Raw genomic sequence first — 21566 nt, 5'->3', positions numbered from 1 at the left:
CCACCCGAGCCCGCCGCACCACCCGAGCCCGCCGCACCACCCGAGCCCGCCGCACCACCCGAGCCCGCCGCACCACCCGAGCCCGCCGCACCACCGGAACCCGCCGCACCACCCGAGCCCGACCCGCTCAACGCATCCCCCGATACATGATGATTTTCTACTGCGTGGCCGCTTCCTGTGGCAGCAGGTGTAATGAGCCTAAGATACGTTCTGGCCGATCACTGTCAGAGACACCGTGCCCCTGTGTCGGGTCCCTGACCTTGGGGCAGGGTTAGGCTATTCGCGAGCCTCTGAAGCGCCGCCAGCCAAGTCTCTGGACTGCAGCAAACGAGTGCGAGGGGGGCCAGCATCCCGCCGTCGCGCACGCCAGGGGCAGAAGTTCAAGCAGGGGGCACGCCATCGGGCGGCCGGGAGACCGAGCCAGTTGCAGTGGACAGCCTGACCCGCCCAGCTTGCCAGCGGCGAGACCGTCTGTGGTCGTCCGTCGAAGGCGTTGGCAAAGTCAAGATCTCCACGGATCGTCGGGCAGATGCGACAAGCGTCGGCCGTCGACTCACACGAGCCGGGCCCGGTGTACCCAAACGCTGTACCCAAGCCCGCGGACACCGGCGGACGAGCGTGGACACGGACGGAGCCGATGCCCAGGTTGAGCCGACAGAGCAGACGTCCATGGACGTCTACGGACAAGCCGCCCGCTACTCTTAATCCGCGGGTTCGGGGTTCAAGTCCCTGACGGCGCACCGTGCTCACCTTTCATGCTCGCTGATCTTTGATCAGCTTCGGCGTCTGCCCGGGGGGCGACCCCCGGACCCCCGGCGGCCGGCGTTTTTCGGGGTTGGTGGTCTGTGGCGGTAAGGCGCTGTCGGACTCGAACAGGTTGCGTGCCTGCCGGCGGAGCGTGGTCCAGGCCGACCACTGTGGGTTTGCCGGTGCCGTCTGGGCGTCGTTCGATGTCGAACAGGCCGATTGCGACGATCAGCACGCCCAGCTTCCGGCAGCCGCAGGTCCGCAGGTCGACGCGAGGTTCTCGACCTGGATGAATGCGTCGCAGGCCAAGACGAACGGTCGGGGCGTCTTGCGTTCCCCGAAGCCGTAGACCGTCCGGCCTGATTCGCGCAGCCGGGTCGCGAGTCGGGTGAAGTCGCTGTCGGAGGACACGAGACAGAATCCGTCCAACTCGCCAGCGTGGAAGAGGTCCATCGCATCGATCACCATCGCGGCGTCGGTGGCGTTCTTGCCCGTGACATAGGCGAACTGCTGTACCGGCAGGATCGAATGGGCGAGGAGCTGCTCTTTCCAGCTTTTCAGACTCGTGCCGGTCCAGTCGCCGTAGGCGCGTTTGACCTGGGCCGTACCGAACGTGGCGGCCTCCGCCAGCACCGAGCCGATCACCGATGCCTGGGCGTTGTCGGCGTCGATGAGCACCGCCAGCCGTGCCCGACCCACCACCGTGCCGTCACCCGGGACACCAGTCGAGGCCGCGGACAGGCACGGTCCGGCCGCGGACAGCTCAGCCGGGACTGGGCCGTTGAGCGCTGTGATCCTCCGGCGGAGACGACACCAGAACTCACCGACCGCAGGCCGCGACGTACCCACCGGCACCATGAGCCGCCGACGCCGCGCCTGATTCCTGGGCGATTCGCCGGAGCTCCACTGCACCACACACCCCAATCTCTAGCGAGTCACACAGTCACACAGTCACGCACCGAAGCCATCCAGTATTGCCGCTGCGGTATCGTCCCGCGAGAGTTTTCGAGGCGGTCACGGTCGATCATGAAAGCGGGCTGGGTGATGACCCGCGCTGGCTGTGCGACCTCGACCGTGTTCGGTCCGCCTCCTCGGTGGCGCCGCGACGTGGACCGTCGACGTCGGTGCCACCGCGGGCGGGCGTTACAGGGTGGCGAGACCGGCGGCGGCAATAAGGACAGCGGCGACCGTGAGGGCGGCACGCCCGCCTGCGCGGGCCGCTGTCGGCAGGCTCGCTCCGTCCGCGCGGTGCAGCACAGCGTTCACCAGCCCGGCGAGCACCGACACGGTGACGACCAGTGCTGCGAGCAGCAGAGCGTACAGGGAGCGCACAGAGATCTCCTCAACTCGTTCCGCCGCGGGACGGGCGGTGTGCTGGGGAGAAGATGGCTTCGGCCGGTTTCCGACAGCTCGCCTCGGTCTGCGGTGGGGTGCGGCAGAATCGTTACCTGCAGTCATGCCGCAGAATGCGGGATTTCAGGCGGATTCCGGTTCGGAATCCGATGCGGACTGGCGGGGGCGGGACTGTTGGTGGGCGACGACGCGACCGCTGCCTACGCGGCGGCGCTGCGCGATCTGTGGGAGGCCGCTGCCCGGCCGACCGGCCAGACGCTTCAGTACCAGGCGGGGCAGCAGAAGCCGCCGCTCACTCTGGGCGTGTCGTCGTGGAGTGACTGGTTCAATGGCCGCAACGTCCCCGCCAACCCGCGGGTCGCCGCGTTCCTCATCGCCTACCTGCGCGGCAGGGTCCCCTCGGGATGCGCCTATCAGGCGCCGCCGGACAGATGGTGGGAGACCCGGCGCAGCGCTTTGGCGCAGCGCCGCACCGGATCGGGCCGCGGCGGACGACCACGCTCCTCCCCGCGTCCCGCATATTCCGGCAGCGCTGACGGACCCTTCGGTCAGCTGCAGCCCACGCTCACGCCCGAGGCGCCGGCTTTCCCCGCATCGGCCGGGCTGCAGAGGGCCGAAGACGCTGATCCTTTTCTGCTGGGGGTGCATGAGCCGATCGGCGTGGATGGCGCGGCGCCCCGCGCCTTGCCGGCCTACGTGGCCCGTGATGTCGACAGTGCGCGCGACGGCGTGCGTGCCCGGCTGCGGGCGATGGCGGCCCGGGGCGGGTTTCTGCTGCTTGTTGGCGACTCCTCGGTAGGTAAGTCCCGTACCGCTTTCGAGGCCGTCCGCGCGGAACTTGGCGACTGGCCGCTGCTGCACCCGGCCGGCGCCGTCGAGCTGGACACTCTCGCGGCAGGGGGGTCGGGCGGGCGGTTGGTGGTCTGGCTCGATGAGCTGCAGACCTATCTGGACACCGACTCTGCTGGCGGAGAGCGGAGACCGAGAGGGGCTACAGGCCCGCGCCGACGCCGGCGACATTGAGGCTGCCGACCGGCTGGCCGGTCTGTTGGCCGAGGCGGGAGATCGAGAAGGGCTACGTACCCGGGCTGATGCCGGCGACGGGCGGGCCGCCAGCCGGCTGGCCGATGTGCTGGCCGAGGCAGGAGACGACCGGCTCCGTCGGTTCGGGTTCACGCCAGACGGGATCATCGCGTCCGGTCCAACCTGGCGAACGGGCCAGCGACTACGCCCCACGCCCTCCGAACACACCGCCTCGACCGACAGCAGCACCTGATCAGATCTCGTCGAGATATCGGCCGGTGTGGCTGCCCCTCGCCGCGTTGCCGGTCACACCCCCGCGTGATACGCAGCTATAGGGGGACTTTGGGCATCTGCCCAACACCGTGCTTGCTCAACACCGTGCCCGCCTAACACCGTGCCCGGCGCCAGCCGAACCGGCACGTGCTCCGGACCTCGACAGAGGAGAACCCATGGCGACCGTCGACCGCCCCGTGCGGATCGTGCAGTGGACAACCGGCAAGGTGGCCAGCGAGGCCGTCAAGGCCATCGCCGAACGCCCCGACCTCGAACTCGTCGGCGTGTACGCGTACAGCAAGGACAAGATCGGCAAGGACGCCGGCGAACTCACCGGGCTCGGCCGCGACCTCGGCGTCGTGGCCACCGACGACATCGACGCGCTCATCGCGTTACAGCCCGACTGCGTGCTCTACATGCCGCTGAACCCCGATGTCGACCAGCTCACCCGCCTGCTGCGGGCGGGGATCAACGTCGCCTCGACCGCCGGGTTCGTCACCGGCCGGGCCTATGGCGCCGAGGCGCGCGCGGCGCTGGAGGCGGCGGCCCGTGAGGGCCACGCGACCCTGTTCGGCAGCGGCATCAATCCGGGCTGGGTCGCCTACCTGGCGGCGGTGGCCTCCGGACCGTGCCGGGAGGTCACCCGGCTCACCGTGACCGAGTCGACCAACATCGGACTGTGGGCCGCGGACGCGAACCAGGACGAGCTGGGCTGGGGCCGCCCGGCCGGCGATCCCGGCCACGCCGACGACATCCGCCGGGCCACCGCGGTGTTCGCCGACTCCGTCGAGGCGATGGCGGCCCAGCTCGGCACGACCCTCGACGACATCCGCAGCGAGGTCGAGTTCGCCCACGCGGCGAGCGACGCGGACGTCCCGGGCCGCTCGGTCCAGCGCGGCACAGTGGGCGGCATCGACATCCGCTGGATTGGTTCGGTTGGCGGCGTCGACCTGGTCGAGGCGCACATCCGGTGGACGGTCGTGGCGGATCTCGAGCCGGCCTGGGAGGTCGCGAGCGGCCATCTCGTCGAGGTGCTCGGCGATCCGCAGATCCATCTGCGCATCGACGTCCTGCCGGGCGATCTGGAGAACTTCACGCTGGAGGACGCCTCGAAGATGGGATCCATGCTGACCGCGCTTCCGGTGGTCAACGCCATTCCCGCCGTCGTGGCCGCCCGGGAGGGCATTGTCACCTACGCCGATCTCCCGTTGGTCGCCTCCCGCCTCGTCGCGAAGAAGCTCGCCGCGACGAATTAGGCCGTCCCGCCTGGCCGGGCAGGGGACGGTTCAGTGTCCCCCGCCCGGCCGGTCAACCACCTGCTGCTGCCCGCACCAGAAACCACGCGACGTCGTCGCCAAGGCAAACGTGCCCTGATGCGGCGCTAGCGTCGGCTGGCGAGCTCGGTGAACAGTGGGTTGTCCGGGTACCGGCGCAGTGCGGAGGCCAGCAGACGCCGGTATGGGGCGGCGATGACGCCGTGGTCGAGTTCCCGAAACGTCTCGGTCCACCAGGCCCATGCGCTGAGGCCGATCGGGTTGATCTGCAGCGAGCGGGCCAGACCGATCTCCTCGAGTATCTGCGTGCCTGGCGTTCCGGAGCCGAGCACGCGGGCCAGTTCGTGGCAGAACCTGCGGCGCTGCTCGGGGCTGAGAACGAGGTCGTCCGGGCCGGGTTCTGGCGTCGGTACCCGATCGGCGGCGGCCCCCGGTCGGCGCGGAGCGGACCAGCTGCTGGCCTCGTCGACCTCCGCCGCCCGGCTTGTCAGTTCCGCCAGCTCGGCGAACTCGTCGTCCAGCCGCTGCCGAAACCACTCCGCGAGGTGCAGATCGTCGCCGATCGGGCCGTCGGGTTCCCCCGCTACGCCCAGCAGGCCTGCCTGGGCGAGGTTGCGCCGCATATTGCCGTCGATGATCTCGACGCTCTGACGCATCCGTCCCAGTCGAGACAGCGTCGTCGCCCCGATGACCAGATCCTGGTGCAGCCGGGCCAAGTCCCGGCCACCGTCGAGAATCCGGTCGATGCGGCGGTCCACGTCCGTTCGGAACTGGCGCAGCTGCCGTCCGCCCGCGAACACCCGCAGCTGGTGACGCAGCTTGGCCGCGTGCAGCAGGAACCGTGCCAGCCCGGTCAGGTCGCCGTCGCCGGTCGACGTCCAGACGAGCCGGTCGACCCGCACCTCCTCGTCCTGTGGGCCCAGCACGACGAACCGACGTAGCGTCCGGTCGTCGGGCGCGGAAACCGTGACTTCCCAGAGGCGGATCCGGCTGGCAAGCTCCGTGACCTGGCTCCGCCAGGCGAGCGGGGTCGGCGACCGAAGCTCGGCCTGGACCAGGCTGGCCATCTCGTCGTCCGTGCAGCCAGGTGGGGACAGACCGAGTAGCAGCCGGGCCTCACCGACGATGATGTCGTCGACCGCGTCAGCGCCGTCCGGCGGGTGGAGAACCGCGAGCCAGGTAGCCTCCAGCTCCGGCCATCGCAGCTCAGGCTGGTCGGCAGGTGCCTGCATGACGGCGAAGCACAACACGTCGTGTTCGACCCGGGCGAGGGCCTGCCAGACCCCCGGCTGGTCGCCGCCCGCGGCCGCGACCAGCGCGGAGGCGTCCGAGAAGGCGTTCGCCGGTAGGTCGACGGGGACGTGCAGACCGGGGATGGCCGTGGTCAGCCGAAGGTCGCGGCGGATCCGTCGCCACAGGCGCGTTGTCTGCTCCCAGCCGGCGCCGCCGGCGGTCGCCTCCGGGAGCAGCCAGAGATAGGTGAGTAACGCCGGGGCATGCGGCCCGATCACGGCCGGCGGTCGTCCGAGGCGTGGTCCGAGGATCGGTCGGTGGCCGGCAGGAGCCGCTCCTGGAGCTCGTGGGCGCGGTCCCGAGACTGCCGTCCGATGCTCTTCGGCGCCTTCGACGGATCGTCGCCGGCGGCTACGCCGCCCTCGCCGTGACGGTTGCGGACCCGGTTGGCCTCCAGGTCCAGTGCCCGCAGGGCGGAGCGGAAGGCCCCGGCGTCCTCGCGGGCGAGCGCCCCGTCCAGTGCCGACAGGGCCGCCTCAATCCGCCGCCAGCTCGGGTCGTCGCTGGTCAGCTCGATCAGCAGGTCCAGCGCCTGATGAGCCTCGACGCGAAGCCGATCGGTGATCACGTACCCTCCAGATCGTCGACATCCGAGCCGCGCCGCGGACCCGGGCGGACAGTCCCAACCAGATTCAACCGGCGCAATTCCCGACGGGACATGAGATCGGCGCACAATCATGTGGTGACGACAGCGGTCGACGCGATCGACTTCGCGGTCATCTGGCGGCTGGTCGAGGGATTCGCCGAGACCGGCGATCCCACGGAACTGCTGGCCACCGCCGCCGATCGACGGATGGCACAGCTGCTTGCCGCCCAGCCGCACCTCGGCGTCCTGCTGGACTTCCAGCCGCTGTCCCGCCCCCGCACCGACAGAACGTCCATCGGCACACCGCCGATCCCCCACTCCCCCTCGGACGCGGACACCGAAGACGCCGAGGACAAAACGCTGGCGCCCGATCGGGACGCGCTCGTGACGCTCGTCCAGCAGGTCCGCACGGCGGGCTGGTTCTACTGGGCCCGTAGCCACGCGCTCGGCCCCGGGCGGGGCCGGGTCGATCTGTCCGCCGCCATGGCACTGTTGCGGCCGTTACATACGATCGATCCCAGCCTCGTCCCGAGCGACATCGCCGAGGCGATCAACGGCGCACAGCCGGCGGACGAGGACGGGCCATGGCCACTGCACGACAGCGCCCTGACCCTGTGGCCCGTCGCGGCTCGCACCGGGGTCTCCGAGCTGTTCGATGTCGTCATCGCCATGGTCACGCAGGCAGTCCTCGGGTTGCCGGCGGACGACCCCGACCGCGGGATCATGCTCACCAACCTCGCCGGCATCTTCCACGGCCGCTACCCGCTGCGCGCCGAACGGTCGGACCTGGACGACGCGGTCACCTCCGCCCAGGCCGCGGTGGCGGTCACCCCCGAGGGCGCGACCGGACTCGCCGCCCGGCTGACCAACTTCAGCCTGGCGTTACGCGCACGCCACGAGCACCTCGGCGACGACGACGATCTCGCCGCCGCTGCCGATGTCGGACGCCAGGCCGTCCAGGCCGCGCCGGCGGGCCATCCCGACCGGGTCCGGGTACTCGGCAACGTCGCGGCCACCCTGCTCGCCCGCCATGGTCAGACCCAGTCCGACGCCGACCTGACCGATGCCGTCGCGCTGGCCCGCGAGTCCGTGACCACCGATGATCCCGGTCAGCCCGGCGCCGCCATCCGGCGCTCGAATGCCGCGCTGGTCCTGCGCGCCCTGTTCCGCCGGACCGGCGACCCGGCTCTGCTCGCCGAGGCCGTCAGCCTCGCCCGGCAGGCGCACGCGATCGACGAGGACGACCCGTTCGTGCTGACCAACCTCAGCGTCCTGCTGGTCGCGCGCTACCGTCTCGCCGGTGACGTCGAGGATCTCGCGACCGCGTTGGAACTGGGCCGGGTGGCGCTGGCCGGCTGTGCGCCCGGTGATCCAGCGCGCCCCCGCCGCCTGATCCACCTGAGCGTGATGCTCACCGAGCTGGCCCGGCTGCCACCCGGCGCCCTCCCCCCTGGCGGACCGATCAGGCAGGACAACGACCAGTCCGACAACGACCAGTCCGACGGACAGCGCGGCGACGGAACCCAGACCGACGACGACAGCCGAGGCCCCGACGGCGCCCCGGTCGGCAGTGACAACGGAAGCGGCGGCGAAGCGCCTGGTAACGGGATGACGGTGGACCAGGCCGGCCAGCATCCCCTGGACGAAGCCGTGACGATGGCCGCGGCGGCCGTCGAGCAGACCCCGGCGGAGCATCCTGACCTTCCCGCCCACCTGACCAGCCTGGCCGCCGCCGCGCAGGCCCGTTACGACCGGAGGAACGACCCGGCCGATCTCGACCTCGCCCTGGCCGCAGGCACCCGGGCACTGGACCTGTTCGGCCCGCAGCATGCCGAACGCCCGACCTGCCTGACGAACCTGGGCATCGCCCTGCGGACGCGCTGCGCGCTCAGCGGCGACGACGCCGACCTCGATCAGGCCATCGACCTGGCCCGCGAGGCGGTCGCGGCCACCCCGCCGGACCATGTCGACCTCGCGGCCCGGCGCGCCAACCTGGCCGTCGCCCTCGTCGAACGGTTCGAACACACCGGGGCGAGCGCGGCGGCGACCGAGGCGATCGAGGTGCTCCGGCTCGCCGCAGGCACCCTCGCGGCCGACGACCCGGCAACCGTGCTGGTCCGGCTCAATCTCGCCGCCGCACTGCAGTCGCTGATCGGCCGGTCGAGCTGGGTCTACCGGGACGATCCGATGGCGCTGGCCGACGAGGCAGTGGAGCATGCCCGCAGCGTCGTCGACCTCGCCCGGCCGGGCCATTCCGACCGGGCCGCCGCGCTGACGACGTTGGGCGGAGCCCTGCTCAGCCGCTATGAGCTGATGACCAGCCTGCCGCCGGCCGTCGCCGAGCTGGTCGGGTCGGATTCCGACCCCGTGAGCCCCTGCGCGGATCTCGACAAGGCGATCGAGATCGCTCGCAGTGGCCTGGCCGCCACCTCGCCGCGGGAACGCCTGCGCCCGGCGGTGCTGGTCAACATCTGCGCCATGCTGGTCGAACGACACACGCGACGGCTGCATGTGACCTCGCCCGGCCAGCACGGTCCCGACCAGCACACGATCGAGGCTGACCTGGACGAGGCGATCCGGATGGCTGACGACGCGCTGGCGCTCCTCCAGCCCGAGCAGCCCGAGCAGGCGAGGGCGCTGCTGCACCTCGGCCGCGCGCTACAGACCCGGCACACCGTCGCCGGGGGCCGTGCCAGTCTCGAACGCGCCGACCTTGAGCGGGCCGGCGTCGTCCTGAACCGCGCCGCGGCCATGACGATCGCCCCGACCGTCACCCGGGTGCGCGCCGCGGCCTCCCGCGGCGAGGTCGCCATGACCCTGGCCGACCTGGAACCGGACGACGAACGCCGCTCCCCGCACCTGCACGCGGCCGCCGACAGCTACACGCTCGCGATCGATCTGTTGGCCCTCCTCGCGCCACGCGATCTCGACCGGCACGACCAGGAGGTCAGGCTGGCCGAGATCTCCGGACTCGCCCGCGACGCGGCGGCGGCGCTCATCCGCGCCGGTCGACCGCAGGAAGCCCTGCTCCGCCTCGACCAGGGACGGGGCGTGCTGCTCGGCCAGGCCTACGACGTCCGGACCGATCTGACCGACCTCGCCCGCGTGGAGCCGGAACTCGCCAGCAGGTTCGAGGCCGTCCGGCTGCTGCTGGGCGCCGCGGCCAACAACCCGCTGGAACAAGCCTGCGGCGAGACCGCGGCCGTCCAGCCGCAGATCCTGCACCGGCGGGAGCTCGCCGCTGAACTGGCGGATCTCACCGAACGAATCCGCGCCCGGCCCGGCTGCGCCGACTTCCTACGCCCACCCTCGGTCGAGCAGATGTGCATGGCGGCGGCCGGCGGACCGGTCGTGGTCGTCAACGTCAGCAGGTACCGGTGCGACGCGCTGATCGTGACAGCCGACGGCGTGGACCATCTGGCGCTGCGCGCCGTGACCGAGGATGACGTCCGGACACAGGTGATCGACCTGCTGCGGGCGGTCGACGTCGGCACGGATCCGACCGCGCCTGCCGAGGGCCTCGCCGATGCCGACGCGAACAGCCGCCGCCTGCTGGCCTGGCTCTGGCACGCCATAGCCGAACCCATCCTCAACCGCCTGCGGTCCCTGGGGACGCTGCCGTCACCCGGCGACAGCGACAGCCCACCACCGCGCCTGTGGTGGTGCCCCACCGGACTCCTCAGCTACCTGCCGCTGCACGCCGCCGGTCTGCACGATCCCGCCGCGCCCCCGGGACAGGCGGTGATCGACCATGTCGTCAGCTCGTACACGCCGACGGTGCGCTCGCTGCTGTGGAGCCGCACGCGCCCGGTCAGGGCGGCACGTCCCGCGTCCGGAGACGTCGAGAACATGGCCGGACCTGGGACGCCGCGTGTCCTCGCCGTCGCGATGCCCGCCACACCCGGCCAGCGCAGCCTGCCCGGCGCCGACCGTGAGGTCGCGATGCTCCACGAGACCTATCCCGGCCAGGTATCGGTCCTGCGCGACGCGGACGCCACCCGGGCCGCGGTCCTCACCGCCGTCGACGGCAGCACCTGGACACACTTCGCCTGTCACGCGACCAGCGACCCGGTCCGCCCCTCCGACAGCCTGCTCCTCGTCCACGACCACGAGACCGCACCGCTGACCGTGTCCGACCTGGACGCCCTCCGACTCGAGGCGGCCTGCCTGGGATTCCTCTCCGCCTGCACGACGGCCCGACCAGCACCCGCGCTCGTCGACGAGGCGATCCACCTGCTGTCCGGCCTCCAGCTCGCCGGCTACCGTCACGTCGTCGGCTCCCTGTGGCCGGTCTCGGACCGGATCACCCTCACCGTGGCCACCCGCTTCTACCAGGAGCTTGCCCGCGCCTCGGACGCCGAGGCGGACAGCAGCGCTATCGCACTGCACGCCGCCATCCAGCAGTTGCGCGAGGTATGGGCGGACGTCCCCACCGTCTGGGCCTCTTTCGTTCATACCGGTCGCTGACCGCCACCACGTCCCGCCCGGCGCCGACGGTGCCCCATCGGCGTGCGGACCGGCCTGGTGATCGTGACGGTCGGGCTCACGGCTGCCGCGGCTCGACCTGGCCATTGTTGGCGGTGGTGGTCCGTGTGGCGGACGTGGCGGGTCCGGCCGGCGGCGCGGGCGGCGCGGGTGCCGCGGGTGCGGTGGGCACCGCCGACGCCGATGTCGATGCCGGCGCCGGGAGGGCCGCGGCGGACTCCCGGGCCAGGAAGGAGCCGAGCTCGGCGATGGTGGTCATCAGGGGCGCGGGGAAGACGACGGTGGTGTTCTTGTCGACGCCGATCTCGACCAGGCTCTGCAGGTTACGCAGCTGCAGGGCCAGTGGGTGGGCCATCATCGTGTCGGATGCGTCGCCCAGGGCGGCGGCGGCAAGGGACTCGCCCTCGGCATTGATGATCTTTGCGCGCTTCTCCCGCTCGGCCTCAGCCTGGCGGGCCATCGCGCGCTTCATGCTGTCGGGCAGCTGGATGTCCTTGAGCTCGACCAGGGTGACCTCGACGCCCCACGCGACCGTGGCCACGTCGAGAATCGCGCGAATGTCAAGGTTGATCTTGTCGGTCTCGGCCAGGGTCTGGTCCAAGGTGTGCTGGCCGACGACCTTACGCAGGGTGGTCTGGGCGATCTGGTCGATCGCGGCGTAGACGTTCTCGATCGCGACGACCGACTTCACGGCGTCGACGACCTTGAAATAGGCGACGGCGGAGACGTCGACGCTGACGTTGTCCCGGGTGATGATGCCCTGCGACTGGATCGGCATCGTCACGATGCGCAGGGACACCCGGTGGAGCACATCGGCGAACGGGATGATCAGGTGGAAGCCGGGTCGGCGTTCCCCGATGACCCGGCCCAGCCGGAACACGACGCCTTCCTCATACTGCTTGATGATTTTTGCCGAGATCGAGGCTGCCACCAGCAACAGAAAGGCGACGACGACGATCACGACGATCAGGACTGCCATGACGGAGCTCCGAGGATTGAGTGATGACCCCGGAGGCGGGCCGCGTGGCGGCGGGCTCCGGACGCGGGACGCTGGACGCGGCTCTCCGGCGGCGGGAGGGTCGAGTGACGAGCCGTCGGGTGCGCGAGTGGCCCCACTCGTTGATCACGATCAGCGGACACTGCCCAGTGGCGAGCGACTGCTCACAGGCCCCCAGCGACGAGAACCTGACCTGGGCCGGCTGCTACCCAACCAGGGCCAGCATAGTCCCCCGTGCCCGTCGGCGAAACCGAGCGGGAAACCCGCCGATAACGCCTGCGGGGCGACGCCGCTGAACGCTCGGCTGACCATTCAGAGCCTCGACTTGAACGCCCGGGTGACCTTGAACGTAGGGTGACCTTGAACGCCCGGGTGACACTGAACGCCCGGGTGGCACTGTGCCCGTCCGGTGACGCGGAGGTCGCGGCCGGAACCGGCCGGCGGCGCCCGTCCGGCTCGACGGCACCCCCCCGGAACAACATCCACCGCCGCGGGGTGAGACGAACTTCCACGCCCCGTTGCCCCAGATCGGGGCTATGCTGAGACTGGTTGAGCAGCAGCCAGTCCAGGCCAGGTTACCGTCGCGGTACCTGTGAGCATCCGCTCGTGGCCGGGCATCGTACGGTGATCCACGGATGAGGTCACACGATGCCGGCGGTGCCGCTCCCGTTGGCTGAGTACCTGACCTCCAGTCGTGTCGTCGCCGGAATTCTCTCGTCAGGATGAGGCCCACAGCATGGCCGTCTCACGCGGTATCTCGCGTCCGTCGCTGAATTTGGAATATCCAATGTCGCTCGGGATCTACGACGACTATTCGCGGGCCCAGTACGCCGTCGACTACCTGTCCGACCACGAGTTTCCGGTCCAGAACGTCGCCATCGTCGGCACCGAGCTGAAGTCCGTCGAACGGGTGACCGGACGGCTCACCCACGGCAAGGTGGCGGCGGCGGGCGCCGTCTCCGGGCTGTGGATCGGACTGTTCGTCGGCATCGCGTTCGCCCTGTTCAGTGACCGAGGCCAGATCGGCTTCCTGATCACCACGCCGCTTCTGGGCGCGGCTTTCGGGGCTATCTGGAGCCAGCTCGCATACCGGACGGCGACCCGCGGCGGGACCCGGGACTTCGTCTCCATCAGCCAGATCGTCGCGACCAGGTACGAGGTGCTGATCGAACACCGCTTCATCGAGCAGGCCCGCGGGCTGGTCGCCGCGATGCCCGCCAGCCGGTAACCGACCATCTGATGGTCACCGCCTCGCCTCGACTGGCGGCTCCGGTCGCGGGTGTCAGCGCCGCCGCCACCACCGACGGCGCTGAGCTGCTGCGCGGCCTCGGCGTCGACGAGCAGCGCGGTCTCTCGGCGGCCGAGGTCGTCCGGCGCCGCGCCCGATGGGGGCCCAACGCGGTGTCCTCGCACCAGGCGCGGCTGCTGCCGGTGCTGTGGCACCAGGTGCGTTCGCCGCTGCTGGCCCTGCTGGTGACGGCGGCGCTGGCGTCCTACTTCGTGGGCGAACGCGGCGATGCCGTCATCATCGGCGTGATCGTTGCCCTGTCCGTGGGCCTGGGTTTCGTCAACGAGTACCGGGCCGAGAAAGCGGCAGAGGCGCTCCACGACCAGATCCGGCACGAGACCGTGGTCATCCGGGACGGGGCGCCCATCGAGGTCGACGTGACCGACCTGGTGCCCGGCGACATCGTCGCGCTGCGCCTGGGCGACATCGTACCGGCAGACGTCCGCCTGCTCGAGGTCACCAGCCTGGAGTGCGACGAGTCGGTGCTCACCGGCGAGTCGCTGCCGGTGGCGAAACACGCCGGGCTGGTGCCGGCGGGCACCCCGCTGGCCGAGCTCACCTCGTGCGCGCTGATGGGCACGGTGGTCAGCGCGGGCAGTGGCCGCGGCCTGGTCGTCGCCACCGGCGCGCGCACGGAGTTCGGCGCGATCGCGGCCGGGCTGAGCACCCACCAACTGGACACGGAGTTCCAGGTCGGGCTGCGGAAGTTCTCGATGCTGCTGGTGTACGTGGCTGGGGCATTGACCACGTCGATCTTCGCGCTCAACGTCGTCCTGCACAAGCCGATCATGGACGCGTTGCTGTTCTCGCTGGCGATCGCGGTCGGGATCACCCCGCAGCTGCTGCCGGCGGTCGTATCCAGCAGCCTGGCCGCCGGGTCGCGGCGGATGAGCCGACGCAAGGTGCTGGTCAAGCGGCTGGTCTGCATCGAGGACCTGGGCAACGTCGATGTCCTGTTCACCGACAAGACCGGCACCCTCACCGCCGGGCACATCGATTTCACCCGCGCGCTGCCAGCCGCCGGTGCCGGCACCGAGGCCGATACCAATGCCTGCGAGCGAGACGCGGTCCTGCGCTGGGGTCTGCTCGCCACCGAGAACACGGCCGGCGCCGAACCCGTCGTCGGCGGGAACCCGCTGGACCAGGCGCTGTGGCGGGCGCCCGCCGTCACCGGCCAACTCGCCGCGCTCGCCGGGTACACCCGGGTGGGCGTGCTGCCTTTCGATCACGAGCGGAACATGGTCTCCGTCCTGGTCCGTGACCCGGACAGCCGGCTTACTCTGGTCACCAAGGGCGCGCCGGAGACCGTACTGGACCGTTGCGTCGACGTGCCCCAGGCGGCGCGCGACGCGCTGGCCGTCGAGTTCCTCGCGGGCAACCGTGTCGTGGCGGTCGCCACCCGCGCCGTCGGCGAGGCCCGTCCGCCGACGGCCGCCGACGAGCAGCGGCTGTCCCTGGCCGGTTTCCTGGTCTTCCTCGACCCGCCCAAGCCCGACGCCGCCGGGGCGCTCACCCGACTGTCCGAGCTGGGGATCGCGGTCAAGGTGGTGACCGGGGACAACGCGGCCGTCGCGGTGAAGGTGTGCGGCGACCTCGGCCTGGCCGGCACGAAGACCCTGGCCGGCACGAAGACCACGGCCGCCGTCCTTGGCACACTGACCGGGGCCGAGGTGGCCGCGCTGGACGACGACGCGCTCGCCGCCGCGATCGTCGGCACGACGGTGTTCGCCCGGGTCAGCCCGAAGGACAAGGCCCGGATCGTCCGGGTGCAGCGCCGCAGCGGCGGCGGGGTCGCCTTCCTCGGCGACGGTGTCAACGACGCGCTCGCTCTGCATGCCGCCGACGTGGGAATCTCCGTCGACTCGGCCACCGACGTGGCCAAGGACGCCGCCGACGTGATCATGCTGGAGAAGGACCTCGACGTGCTCGCCGACGGCGTCGCCGAAGGACGGCGGATCTTCGCCAACACCATCAAATACGTGCTGATGGGCACCTCCAGCAACTTCGGGAACATGTTCTCGGCCGCCGGGGCCTCGCTGTTCCTGTCGTTCCTGCCGATGCTGCCGTCGCAGATCCTGCTGAACAACCTGCTCTACGACGCCAGCCAGCTCGCCATCCCGACCGACCATGTCGACGAGTCGCAGCTGCGACAGCCCTCGCAGTGGGACATCGGCTTCATCCGGCGGTTCATGATTTTCTTCGGCCCACTCAGCTCGGTTTTCGACTTCGTCACCTTCGGCGTCATGCTCTGGATCTTCCACGCCGGAGCCACGGAATTCCGGTCCGGCTGGTTCGTGGAATCCCTCGCCACGCAGACCCTGGTGATTTTCGCGATCCGGACCCGCCGGATTCCATTCTTCCGCAGCCATCCGAGTCTGCCGCTGGTTCTCTCGGCCGTGAGCGTCGTGACCGTCGGGTCGGTTCTCCCGGCCAGCCCGCTCGCGCACGCCCTTGGCTTCCACCCGCTGCCCGCGGCCTTCTTCGCGGCGCTGGTCGGTCTCGTCCCCGGCTACCTGGTGCTGATCGAGGCGGGCAAGCGCGTCTTCTACCGCGCCGGCGCGACTCCCCCGCCCGCCCGGCGGCGCTACTCCCGGACCCGGGCGCTCCGCCGCCGCGCGGCCGGCTTCAGCGTCCGTAACCTGATCCCCGGCGTTCGCGCGGATACCGTTCGCCGGTGAGCCGCCGCCGCGTCCCGACCTGGTTGTGTCGCGACGCGGGGTTGGTCATGGCCGTCGCGTGATCCCGTGGACGTCCGCGCGACGGGGCGAAGCCAGACCACGCGGCACCGGCGGTGCACCGTACGGGCGCCGCCTGGTACAGCGCCGCCATGGTTTGCCATCCGGCCGCATGTGTGGGGCCGGATGGGTACCCTCAGTGCGTGGATCTCGATCCGTTGAGCGTTCCGGCACTGATCGCGACGCTCACAGCGCTCTTCGCGGGAACGGCGGGAGAAGCCGGCGCGCAGGTGTGGCAGTCCCTGGTGGGTCTGATCCGTCGGACGTTCGGTTCCGGCTCACCTGCGCGGGATCTCGTGGAGCGGGAACCCGCCGAGCTTGAGGCCGACCCGAACGCGATCCAGACCTTGTCTCTGGTTCTCGCCGCTCAAGCGCTCCATGATCCCGCCTTCGCCGAGGCGCTGCGTTCCTGGACAGCCGCTGTGACACCCGACGAGGGCGCTGCCGGGTCGGTCACGAATGTTGTTGGTGACCATGCCCGGGTCGACGGCGGTCTCGTTCAGACTCGCACCGTCTACGGCAATATCACTCTTGGTGGGACCGACCACGGCAACTGATCATCACGTGCCGCACCCATCGTGGGCCAGGGTTCCCATCGGCTCTGACGCCGGAGGCTGGGTTACGCTTCACCAACAGCGTACCGTGCTCGCTGTTGTCCATAACGTCACGGCGATGACCCGACTCCTTGACGTTCTGGCCACGTTCGAATCCGACCCTCGGGTCCAGGTTGTCTTCACCTGGACGCAGTCCTCGCCGTTTGCGCATGGCGTTCACCAGTTTCTCGCCGAGAATGGCGCTCTGACGATTCCCTGGTCGCAGGCAATTGCGACCACCTTCGATCTCGCCATCGCCGCCAGTTACGGCGGCGACCTCCACCGGATCCGCGCCCCGCTCGTAGTGGTATCCCACGGTGTTGGATACAATAAGAGGGAACCAGGGAACCAGGGAACCAGGGAACCAGGGAACCAGGGAACCAGGGAACCAGGGAACCAGGGAACCAGGGATATTTGGCCTGTCGCCCGGAACACTTCTACACGACGGCGTGCTGATTCCGTCGGTGGTGATGCTGTCGCATCCGGAACAGGCCGAACGGCTCGGGCTCTATTGCCCCTCGGCTGTTCCCGCTACGGTTCTGGCCGGCGATCCGTGTTACGACAGGATGCTCGCGAGCGTCGAGCATCGCGGCCGGTACCGACGCGCGTTCGGCCTTTCTCCCACGCAACGCCTGCTGGTGATCAGCTCGACCTGGGGGTCACGCTCCTTGCTGGGCACCCGCTTCGAGCTGGTCAGGAGCCTGCTGGCCGACCTTCCGGTCGATGAGTACCGAGTCGTACTGGCACTCCATCCGAACATTTGGCATGGTCACGGACCGTGGCAGGTCCGCACCTGGCTGGCCGACTGCACGCGGGCGGGACTTGTCCTGTTACCCCCGGAGGAGGGCTGGCGGGCAGCGCTGGTCGCGTGCGATGCAGTGGTCGGCGACCATGGTTCGGTCACGTTCTACGGAGCGGCGCTGGGACGTCCCACCCTTCTGGGCGCCTTCCCGTTCGACGAGCTGGATCCTCGTTCGCCGGTAGCGGCGCTGGGCCGTACCGCGCCGTTTCTCCGGGCGAACCGGCCGCTCACCGAGCAGGTCGACGCCGTCATCTCCGGGTACACACCGAACCAGTACGCCGCGGCGACCTCGGCGGTCACCTCCGTTCCCGGCGAGTCGGCGCAACTGCTCCGAACACTCATATACGACCGGTTGGGGCTGCCCGAACCGGCGAGCCGTATCGTCGTCGCCGCCGTTCCGCCTCCCACGCTCCCCCGCACAGCCCTGCGTGGCCCCACCGTCTGGTGGGCCGAGACCGTGGTGCGGGACGCAGCGGTGGACGAGGCCGATGGGACCGCCACCATCACCCTCACCATGGCTCGCCGCCCAGCGGAGCTGTCCGAACCCCGGGAACACGCACATCTCGCCGTGGACGAGGCAACGCAGGAAACCTCGGCGCTCCCGATAGCCGATGTCATCGTCCGCCACGCAAACGACCTGGCGGACACGCCCCTTGAGGAGGACATGTCCGACCTGCTTGATCGCTATCCCGGGTGTTCCGTCGTCGGCGTCGCCACGGCGAGCGGACGCGTGCGTCTCGCAGTCCGGCTGTCGTCAGGGATCCACTGGTACGACAGCGCCGAGACCGACGCGGCTCGTCCCGGCCCCGACCTCGCCCTCCACGCCTCGGCGCTGTACGGATGGCTTTCCCACGGCCAGCCCGTCGGCGCCAGGTTGACCTTTCACGTCCGGATCGGAAAGGCGGAACGCACCGTCACCATGCGACGGATGACCAAGGATCAGATCGTCAGGTCGCAGCAGGAGAACTGCTCAGGCTGAGCCCTGTGCGGAGCCATCGGCGATCTCCACCAGCCGGCTCCCGATCTTCGGGCGGGGTGGATCGCCGACGTCCTCGTACAGCGCAAGAGCGCGGCGAGCAGCCGTCTGGGCCTCGGCGCGATCCCCGGTCGCCTGATGAACCTCCGCGAGGAGCGCGTGGACGCCGGCCTCCTGTACCCGCGCGTTCTCGGCACGCATGACCGCGAGCGCTACTGTGAGGATCACGTGTGCCTCCGCCGGCCGACCCTGCGCCAGGTACGCCTGCGCCCGGACCATGTCCACGCGCGCCTCGTTGTACCGATCGGGTGGAGTCAGCCCGGCCAGCGACGCCTTCGCCTGATCCAGAGCAGCCAAGGCCACCTCGATACGCCCCGCCCCGAGATGGGCCGCGCCAAGATGCCGCCGCACAATGCCCATCGCCCGGGGATCGTCGTTCAGTGACAATGCGCTCGAGAACGACTCGACGGCCTGGTCGTACCGCTCTCGCTCGTGCTCCAGCAGGCCGAGCAACTCCCGCGCCGTGGCCTGTCCGCGACGGTGATCGACGGCGAGATCGGCGGCGTACGCCGCCGCGAACTGCTCGCCCGCGTCGTCAGGACGCTCGAGTGCCTGATAGGCCATGCCGAGCTGGCAACGTATCCGTCCCTCGAAACGCCGATCGCCTGCCTCCCCTGCCACCGGCACGACACGTTCGTGGGTGTTCACCCAGTCGCTGCGGTATCCGCGCAGGAGGAACAGGCTCCACATCGCTTCGCACAACATACTTGCGAGATCAACCAAGCCGCTCTCGACGGCGGCGATCACGCAGGCGACGAGGACCGGCCGCTCCGTTTCCAGCCAGCCCCACGCGATTTCGGTATTCGGCAGGTCGCCCAGCGCCCGAAATTCGGCGTAGTCGGCGCCCAGCCGCCAGCGACCGGGCATCAGGGCCAGGTCAGCCCGGACGGTCTGGCGCAGGTACCACCGCAGCAGGCGTTCGAGCGCGGCCGCCAGCTCTTCTGGTCGTTCTTCCTGCTCCGCGCGTGCGGCGGCGTGCAGCCGGAGCAGATCCTGGAAGCCGTAACGCTCGTCGGCGACCTCCTTCACCAGGCTCGCCTCGACGAGCAGATCCAGCGCCTCAGTCGCCTCCTCCTCGGTGACGTCCACAGCCGCGGCGGCGGACGCCACCGTGAACGATGGACCAGGGTGCACGCTCAGTAAGCGGTACATCCGGGCCACCGAGGGCGGCAGTTCCTCATAGATGTCGTCGAACACAGCCCGCACGGACACGTCCCCTCCCGCGACGAAGTTGGCCAGGCGGGTCCGCCTGTTCGTGAGCCGGTCGGCGGCACGCGCGACGGTACGGGTTCTGCGCGATGCCATCGACCCGCCGACGATGCACAGGGCGAGGGGCAGCCCGTCGCAGAGACCGACCAGCCGACGGGAGGCCGCGGCATCCTGACGCACCCGGCCGTCCGGCACCAGACGGTCCAGCAGCTCCACCGACGCCGGCGGGTCCAGCGGCTCCACGTCCACGACCCGCGCGCCGACAAGCCCCGCGAGCCCGGGGAAGTTCCACCGGCTCGTGATCACTACTGTGCTCCCGGCGGCATGCGGCAGGAGGAGCCGCACCTGGGCGACGGTAACGGGGTTGTCCAGGAGGACGGCCACGCGCCGTCCCGCGACGACGGACCGGAACATCGCGGCCAGATCGTTCGCCCCGAGAGGAATCCGCTTCGGGTCGACACCCAGTTGGTGCAGGAAACGCGTCAGCGCGATCTCCGCCCGGACGGTTGCCGTCAGCTTCGGCCCCCCAAGGTCGGCGTACAGCTCCCCGTCGGGAAAGGCCGATCGCGTGCTGTGCAGCCACTCCGTGGCCACCGTGGTCTTTCCCACCCCACCCGGCCCGGTGAGTGCCAGGACCGGGGGCACGTCCTGCGGAAAGGACCGCCACAGCCCGTTCATCGTTTCCAGCAGCGTCCGCTGATTCACGAAGACCGCCGAACGCCCCGGCCATTCCCGGGGTGGCCCCACATCGGCCGCGCGGTTGAGATGAAGGGTCACTCCGCCATGGATGACGCCCGCCTGGATACTCGGACCACCCGCCTGACCCGACAGGACGTTGCGCACCGCATCCGGCGCGAGATGCTCATCCGGGTCAACCACGGAACCGGTCACCGTGCCTCCCGCATCGCCAGGCCGTGCCCATCACCCGATGACAGTCACCGGATTGTCCGCGAGAATATCCGATCAGCGGTCTCCGCATCAGCCTGCTTACCCAGCCAGACCCCGAACGCCCAGCATCCCGGCGACGAGCCGGAGCTCTTCCCGCGTGCCCGGTCCCCTGGTCCCCCAGTCCGCCGGCCTGCCTGCTGGCCTTGGCACGCCCGGGAAGCGATCACCCAGCGTTCCGGACGGCGCGGTGTAGGTCGTCTCGCCGACGGCGAGCTCAGCGGCAGGCCTGCCTGGCTATGCTTCCTGGCGTGGCGGCCCTGATCTGGATCAACGGTCCGAACGCCGTCGGAAAGACCCAGGTCGCCTACAACCTCCACCGCAGACTGCCCGGAAGCTTCGTGAGCGACCCCGAGCACATCGGTTTCGCGATGCGCAGGATGCTGCCGAAAGCGCGACGCATCGACTTCCGACAGATCCCCTCGTGGCGCCGCGTGGTCGGCGACATGGTCACGCTGGCTCTGCAGGGCGGCGAGGATCCCGTCATCGCGCCCATGACCGTCCTCGATCCCGAACTCCTCGCCGACCTGACGGCCGCGGCCACGGCCGCCGGGCACCGCGTTCACCACGTCACCCTGCTCGCGACCCACGCGACGATGACCGGCCGCATCCATCGGCGCGGCGAGACCTCCCGCAGCTACAGCGGCCGCCACCTCGGCCGTTCCCTCCACGTTCTCCAGGGACCCGAGTTCTCCCGCCACATCCACACCGACGCCCTGTCCATCTCGGCCGTCGCCGACGACATAGCCGCGCATGCCGGTATTGGCCTCGCGCCCGAATCCACCAGGCCGCTCGCGCGCGGGGCCCGTGCACTCGCCGTTCAGCTCCGCCACATCCGCTGGGAAGCCTAGGGGCCCGTGCACTCGCCGTTCAGCTCCGCCACATCCGCTGGGAAGCCTAGGGGCCCGTGCACTCGCCGTTCAGCTC

The 21566-nt window shown here is 70.2% G+C and carries 14 protein-coding genes; 8 read left to right on the top strand and 6 right to left on the bottom strand.

Annotation, left to right across the window (positions count from 1 at the left end):
- Positions 1-975: 975 nt before the first annotated feature.
- Both MXD95_RS07685 and MXD95_RS07680 read right to left on the bottom strand, forming a co-directional pair.
- Complete coding sequence (locus MXD95_RS07685; RefSeq protein ID WP_250639846.1) at positions 976-1425, bottom strand: NYN domain-containing protein; 450 nt, start codon at positions 1423-1425, stop codon at positions 976-978.
- 465 nt (positions 1426-1890) lie between these two features.
- A complete protein-coding gene (locus tag MXD95_RS07680; RefSeq protein ID WP_250639845.1) occupies positions 1891-2079 on the bottom strand; it encodes a hypothetical protein in 189 nt (62 codons plus the stop codon).
- A 198-nt stretch (positions 2080-2277) separates the two neighbouring features.
- On the opposite strand from MXD95_RS07680, the gene MXD95_RS07675 reads away from it, so the two are divergent.
- Positions 2278-3123: a hypothetical protein gene (locus MXD95_RS07675; RefSeq protein ID WP_250639844.1), complete on the top strand. Its 846-nt coding sequence runs from the start codon at positions 2278-2280 to the stop codon at positions 3121-3123.
- A 449-nt stretch (positions 3124-3572) separates the two neighbouring features.
- Positions 3573-4652, top strand: coding sequence for an NAD(P)H-dependent amine dehydrogenase family protein (locus MXD95_RS07670; protein WP_250639843.1), 1080 nt, complete (start codon positions 3573-3575; stop codon positions 4650-4652).
- Positions 4653-4777: 125 nt separating this feature from the next.
- Here MXD95_RS07670 and MXD95_RS07665 read toward each other — a convergent pair whose 3' ends face one another.
- Together MXD95_RS07665 and MXD95_RS07660 are read right to left on the bottom strand one after the other, a co-directional pair.
- On the bottom strand, positions 4778-6181 hold the full coding sequence (locus MXD95_RS07665; RefSeq protein ID WP_250639842.1) for a CATRA conflict system CASPASE/TPR repeat-associated protein: 1404 nt from the start codon (positions 6179-6181) through the stop codon (positions 4778-4780).
- The gene (locus tag MXD95_RS07660; protein ID WP_250639841.1) at positions 6178-6531 is read right to left on the bottom strand and encodes a CATRA system-associated protein; all 354 of its coding nucleotides are present in this window, start codon (positions 6529-6531) and stop codon (positions 6178-6180) included. Before MXD95_RS07660 ends, MXD95_RS07665 begins: the two co-directional genes overlap by 4 nt.
- Before the next feature lie 114 nt (positions 6532-6645).
- Between MXD95_RS07660 and MXD95_RS28855 the strand changes: the two genes are divergently transcribed.
- The gene (locus MXD95_RS28855; RefSeq protein ID WP_250639840.1) at positions 6646-11016 is read left to right on the top strand and encodes a CHAT domain-containing tetratricopeptide repeat protein; all 4371 of its coding nucleotides are present in this window, start codon (positions 6646-6648) and stop codon (positions 11014-11016) included.
- A 76-nt stretch (positions 11017-11092) separates the two neighbouring features.
- Here MXD95_RS28855 and MXD95_RS07650 read toward each other — a convergent pair whose 3' ends face one another.
- Positions 11093-12013, bottom strand: coding sequence for a slipin family protein (locus tag MXD95_RS07650; RefSeq protein ID WP_250639839.1), 921 nt, complete (start codon positions 12011-12013; stop codon positions 11093-11095).
- 805 nt (positions 12014-12818) lie between these two features.
- On the opposite strand from MXD95_RS07650, the gene MXD95_RS07645 reads away from it, so the two are divergent.
- The 4 genes from MXD95_RS07645 (at position 12819) to MXD95_RS07630 (ending at position 18428) form a co-directional block, all read left to right on the top strand.
- A complete protein-coding gene (locus MXD95_RS07645; RefSeq protein ID WP_250639838.1) occupies positions 12819-13259 on the top strand; it encodes a YflT domain-containing protein in 441 nt (146 codons plus the stop codon).
- A gap of 11 nt (positions 13260-13270) precedes the next feature.
- On the top strand, positions 13271-15997 hold the full coding sequence (gene mgtA, locus MXD95_RS07640) for a magnesium-translocating P-type ATPase (RefSeq protein ID WP_250639837.1): 2727 nt from the start codon (positions 13271-13273) through the stop codon (positions 15995-15997).
- A gap of 215 nt (positions 15998-16212) precedes the next feature.
- Positions 16213-16611 (top strand): hypothetical protein, encoded by a 399-nt coding sequence (locus MXD95_RS07635; protein ID WP_250639836.1) that lies wholly within the window; start codon positions 16213-16215, stop codon positions 16609-16611.
- A gap of 485 nt (positions 16612-17096) precedes the next feature.
- Entirely contained in the window at positions 17097-18428 is a 1332-nt protein-coding gene (locus tag MXD95_RS07630; protein WP_250639835.1) for a hypothetical protein, read from the top strand.
- On the opposite strand, the gene MXD95_RS07625 is transcribed toward MXD95_RS07630, so the two are convergent.
- Complete coding sequence (locus tag MXD95_RS07625) at positions 18420-20585, bottom strand: tetratricopeptide repeat protein (RefSeq protein ID WP_250639834.1); 2166 nt, start codon at positions 20583-20585, stop codon at positions 18420-18422. The two genes, MXD95_RS07630 and MXD95_RS07625, sit on opposite strands and share 9 nt — an antisense overlap.
- A 305-nt stretch (positions 20586-20890) precedes the next feature.
- Between MXD95_RS07625 and MXD95_RS07620 the strand changes: the two genes are divergently transcribed.
- Positions 20891-21490 (top strand): AAA family ATPase, encoded by a 600-nt coding sequence (locus MXD95_RS07620; protein WP_250639833.1) that lies wholly within the window; start codon positions 20891-20893, stop codon positions 21488-21490.
- Positions 21491-21566: the final 76 nt, after the last annotated feature.

Origin of the sequence: Frankia sp. AiPa1 (genome assembly GCF_023243075.1) — a bacterium.
Taxonomy (GTDB): Bacteria; Actinomycetota; Actinomycetes; order Frankiales; family Frankiaceae; genus Frankia.
The sequence above is the reverse complement of the archived record's forward strand: the minus strand, read 5'-3'. Positions and strand labels throughout refer to the sequence as shown.

Bases quoted from the DNA above. Each gene is read 5' to 3' on its own strand.
- MXD95_RS07670 (WP_250639843.1), top strand. From the start codon at position 3,573: ATGGCGACCGTCGACCGCCCCGTGCGGATCGTGCAGTGGACAACCGGC.
- MXD95_RS07650 (WP_250639839.1), bottom strand. From the start codon at position 12,013: ATGGCAGTCCTGATCGTCGTGATCGTCGTCGTCGCCTTTCTGTTGCTG.
- MXD95_RS07645 (WP_250639838.1), top strand. From the start codon at position 12,819: ATGTCGCTCGGGATCTACGACGACTATTCGCGGGCCCAGTACGCCGTC.
- mgtA (WP_250639837.1), top strand. From the start codon at position 13,271: ATGGTCACCGCCTCGCCTCGACTGGCGGCTCCGGTCGCGGGTGTCAGC.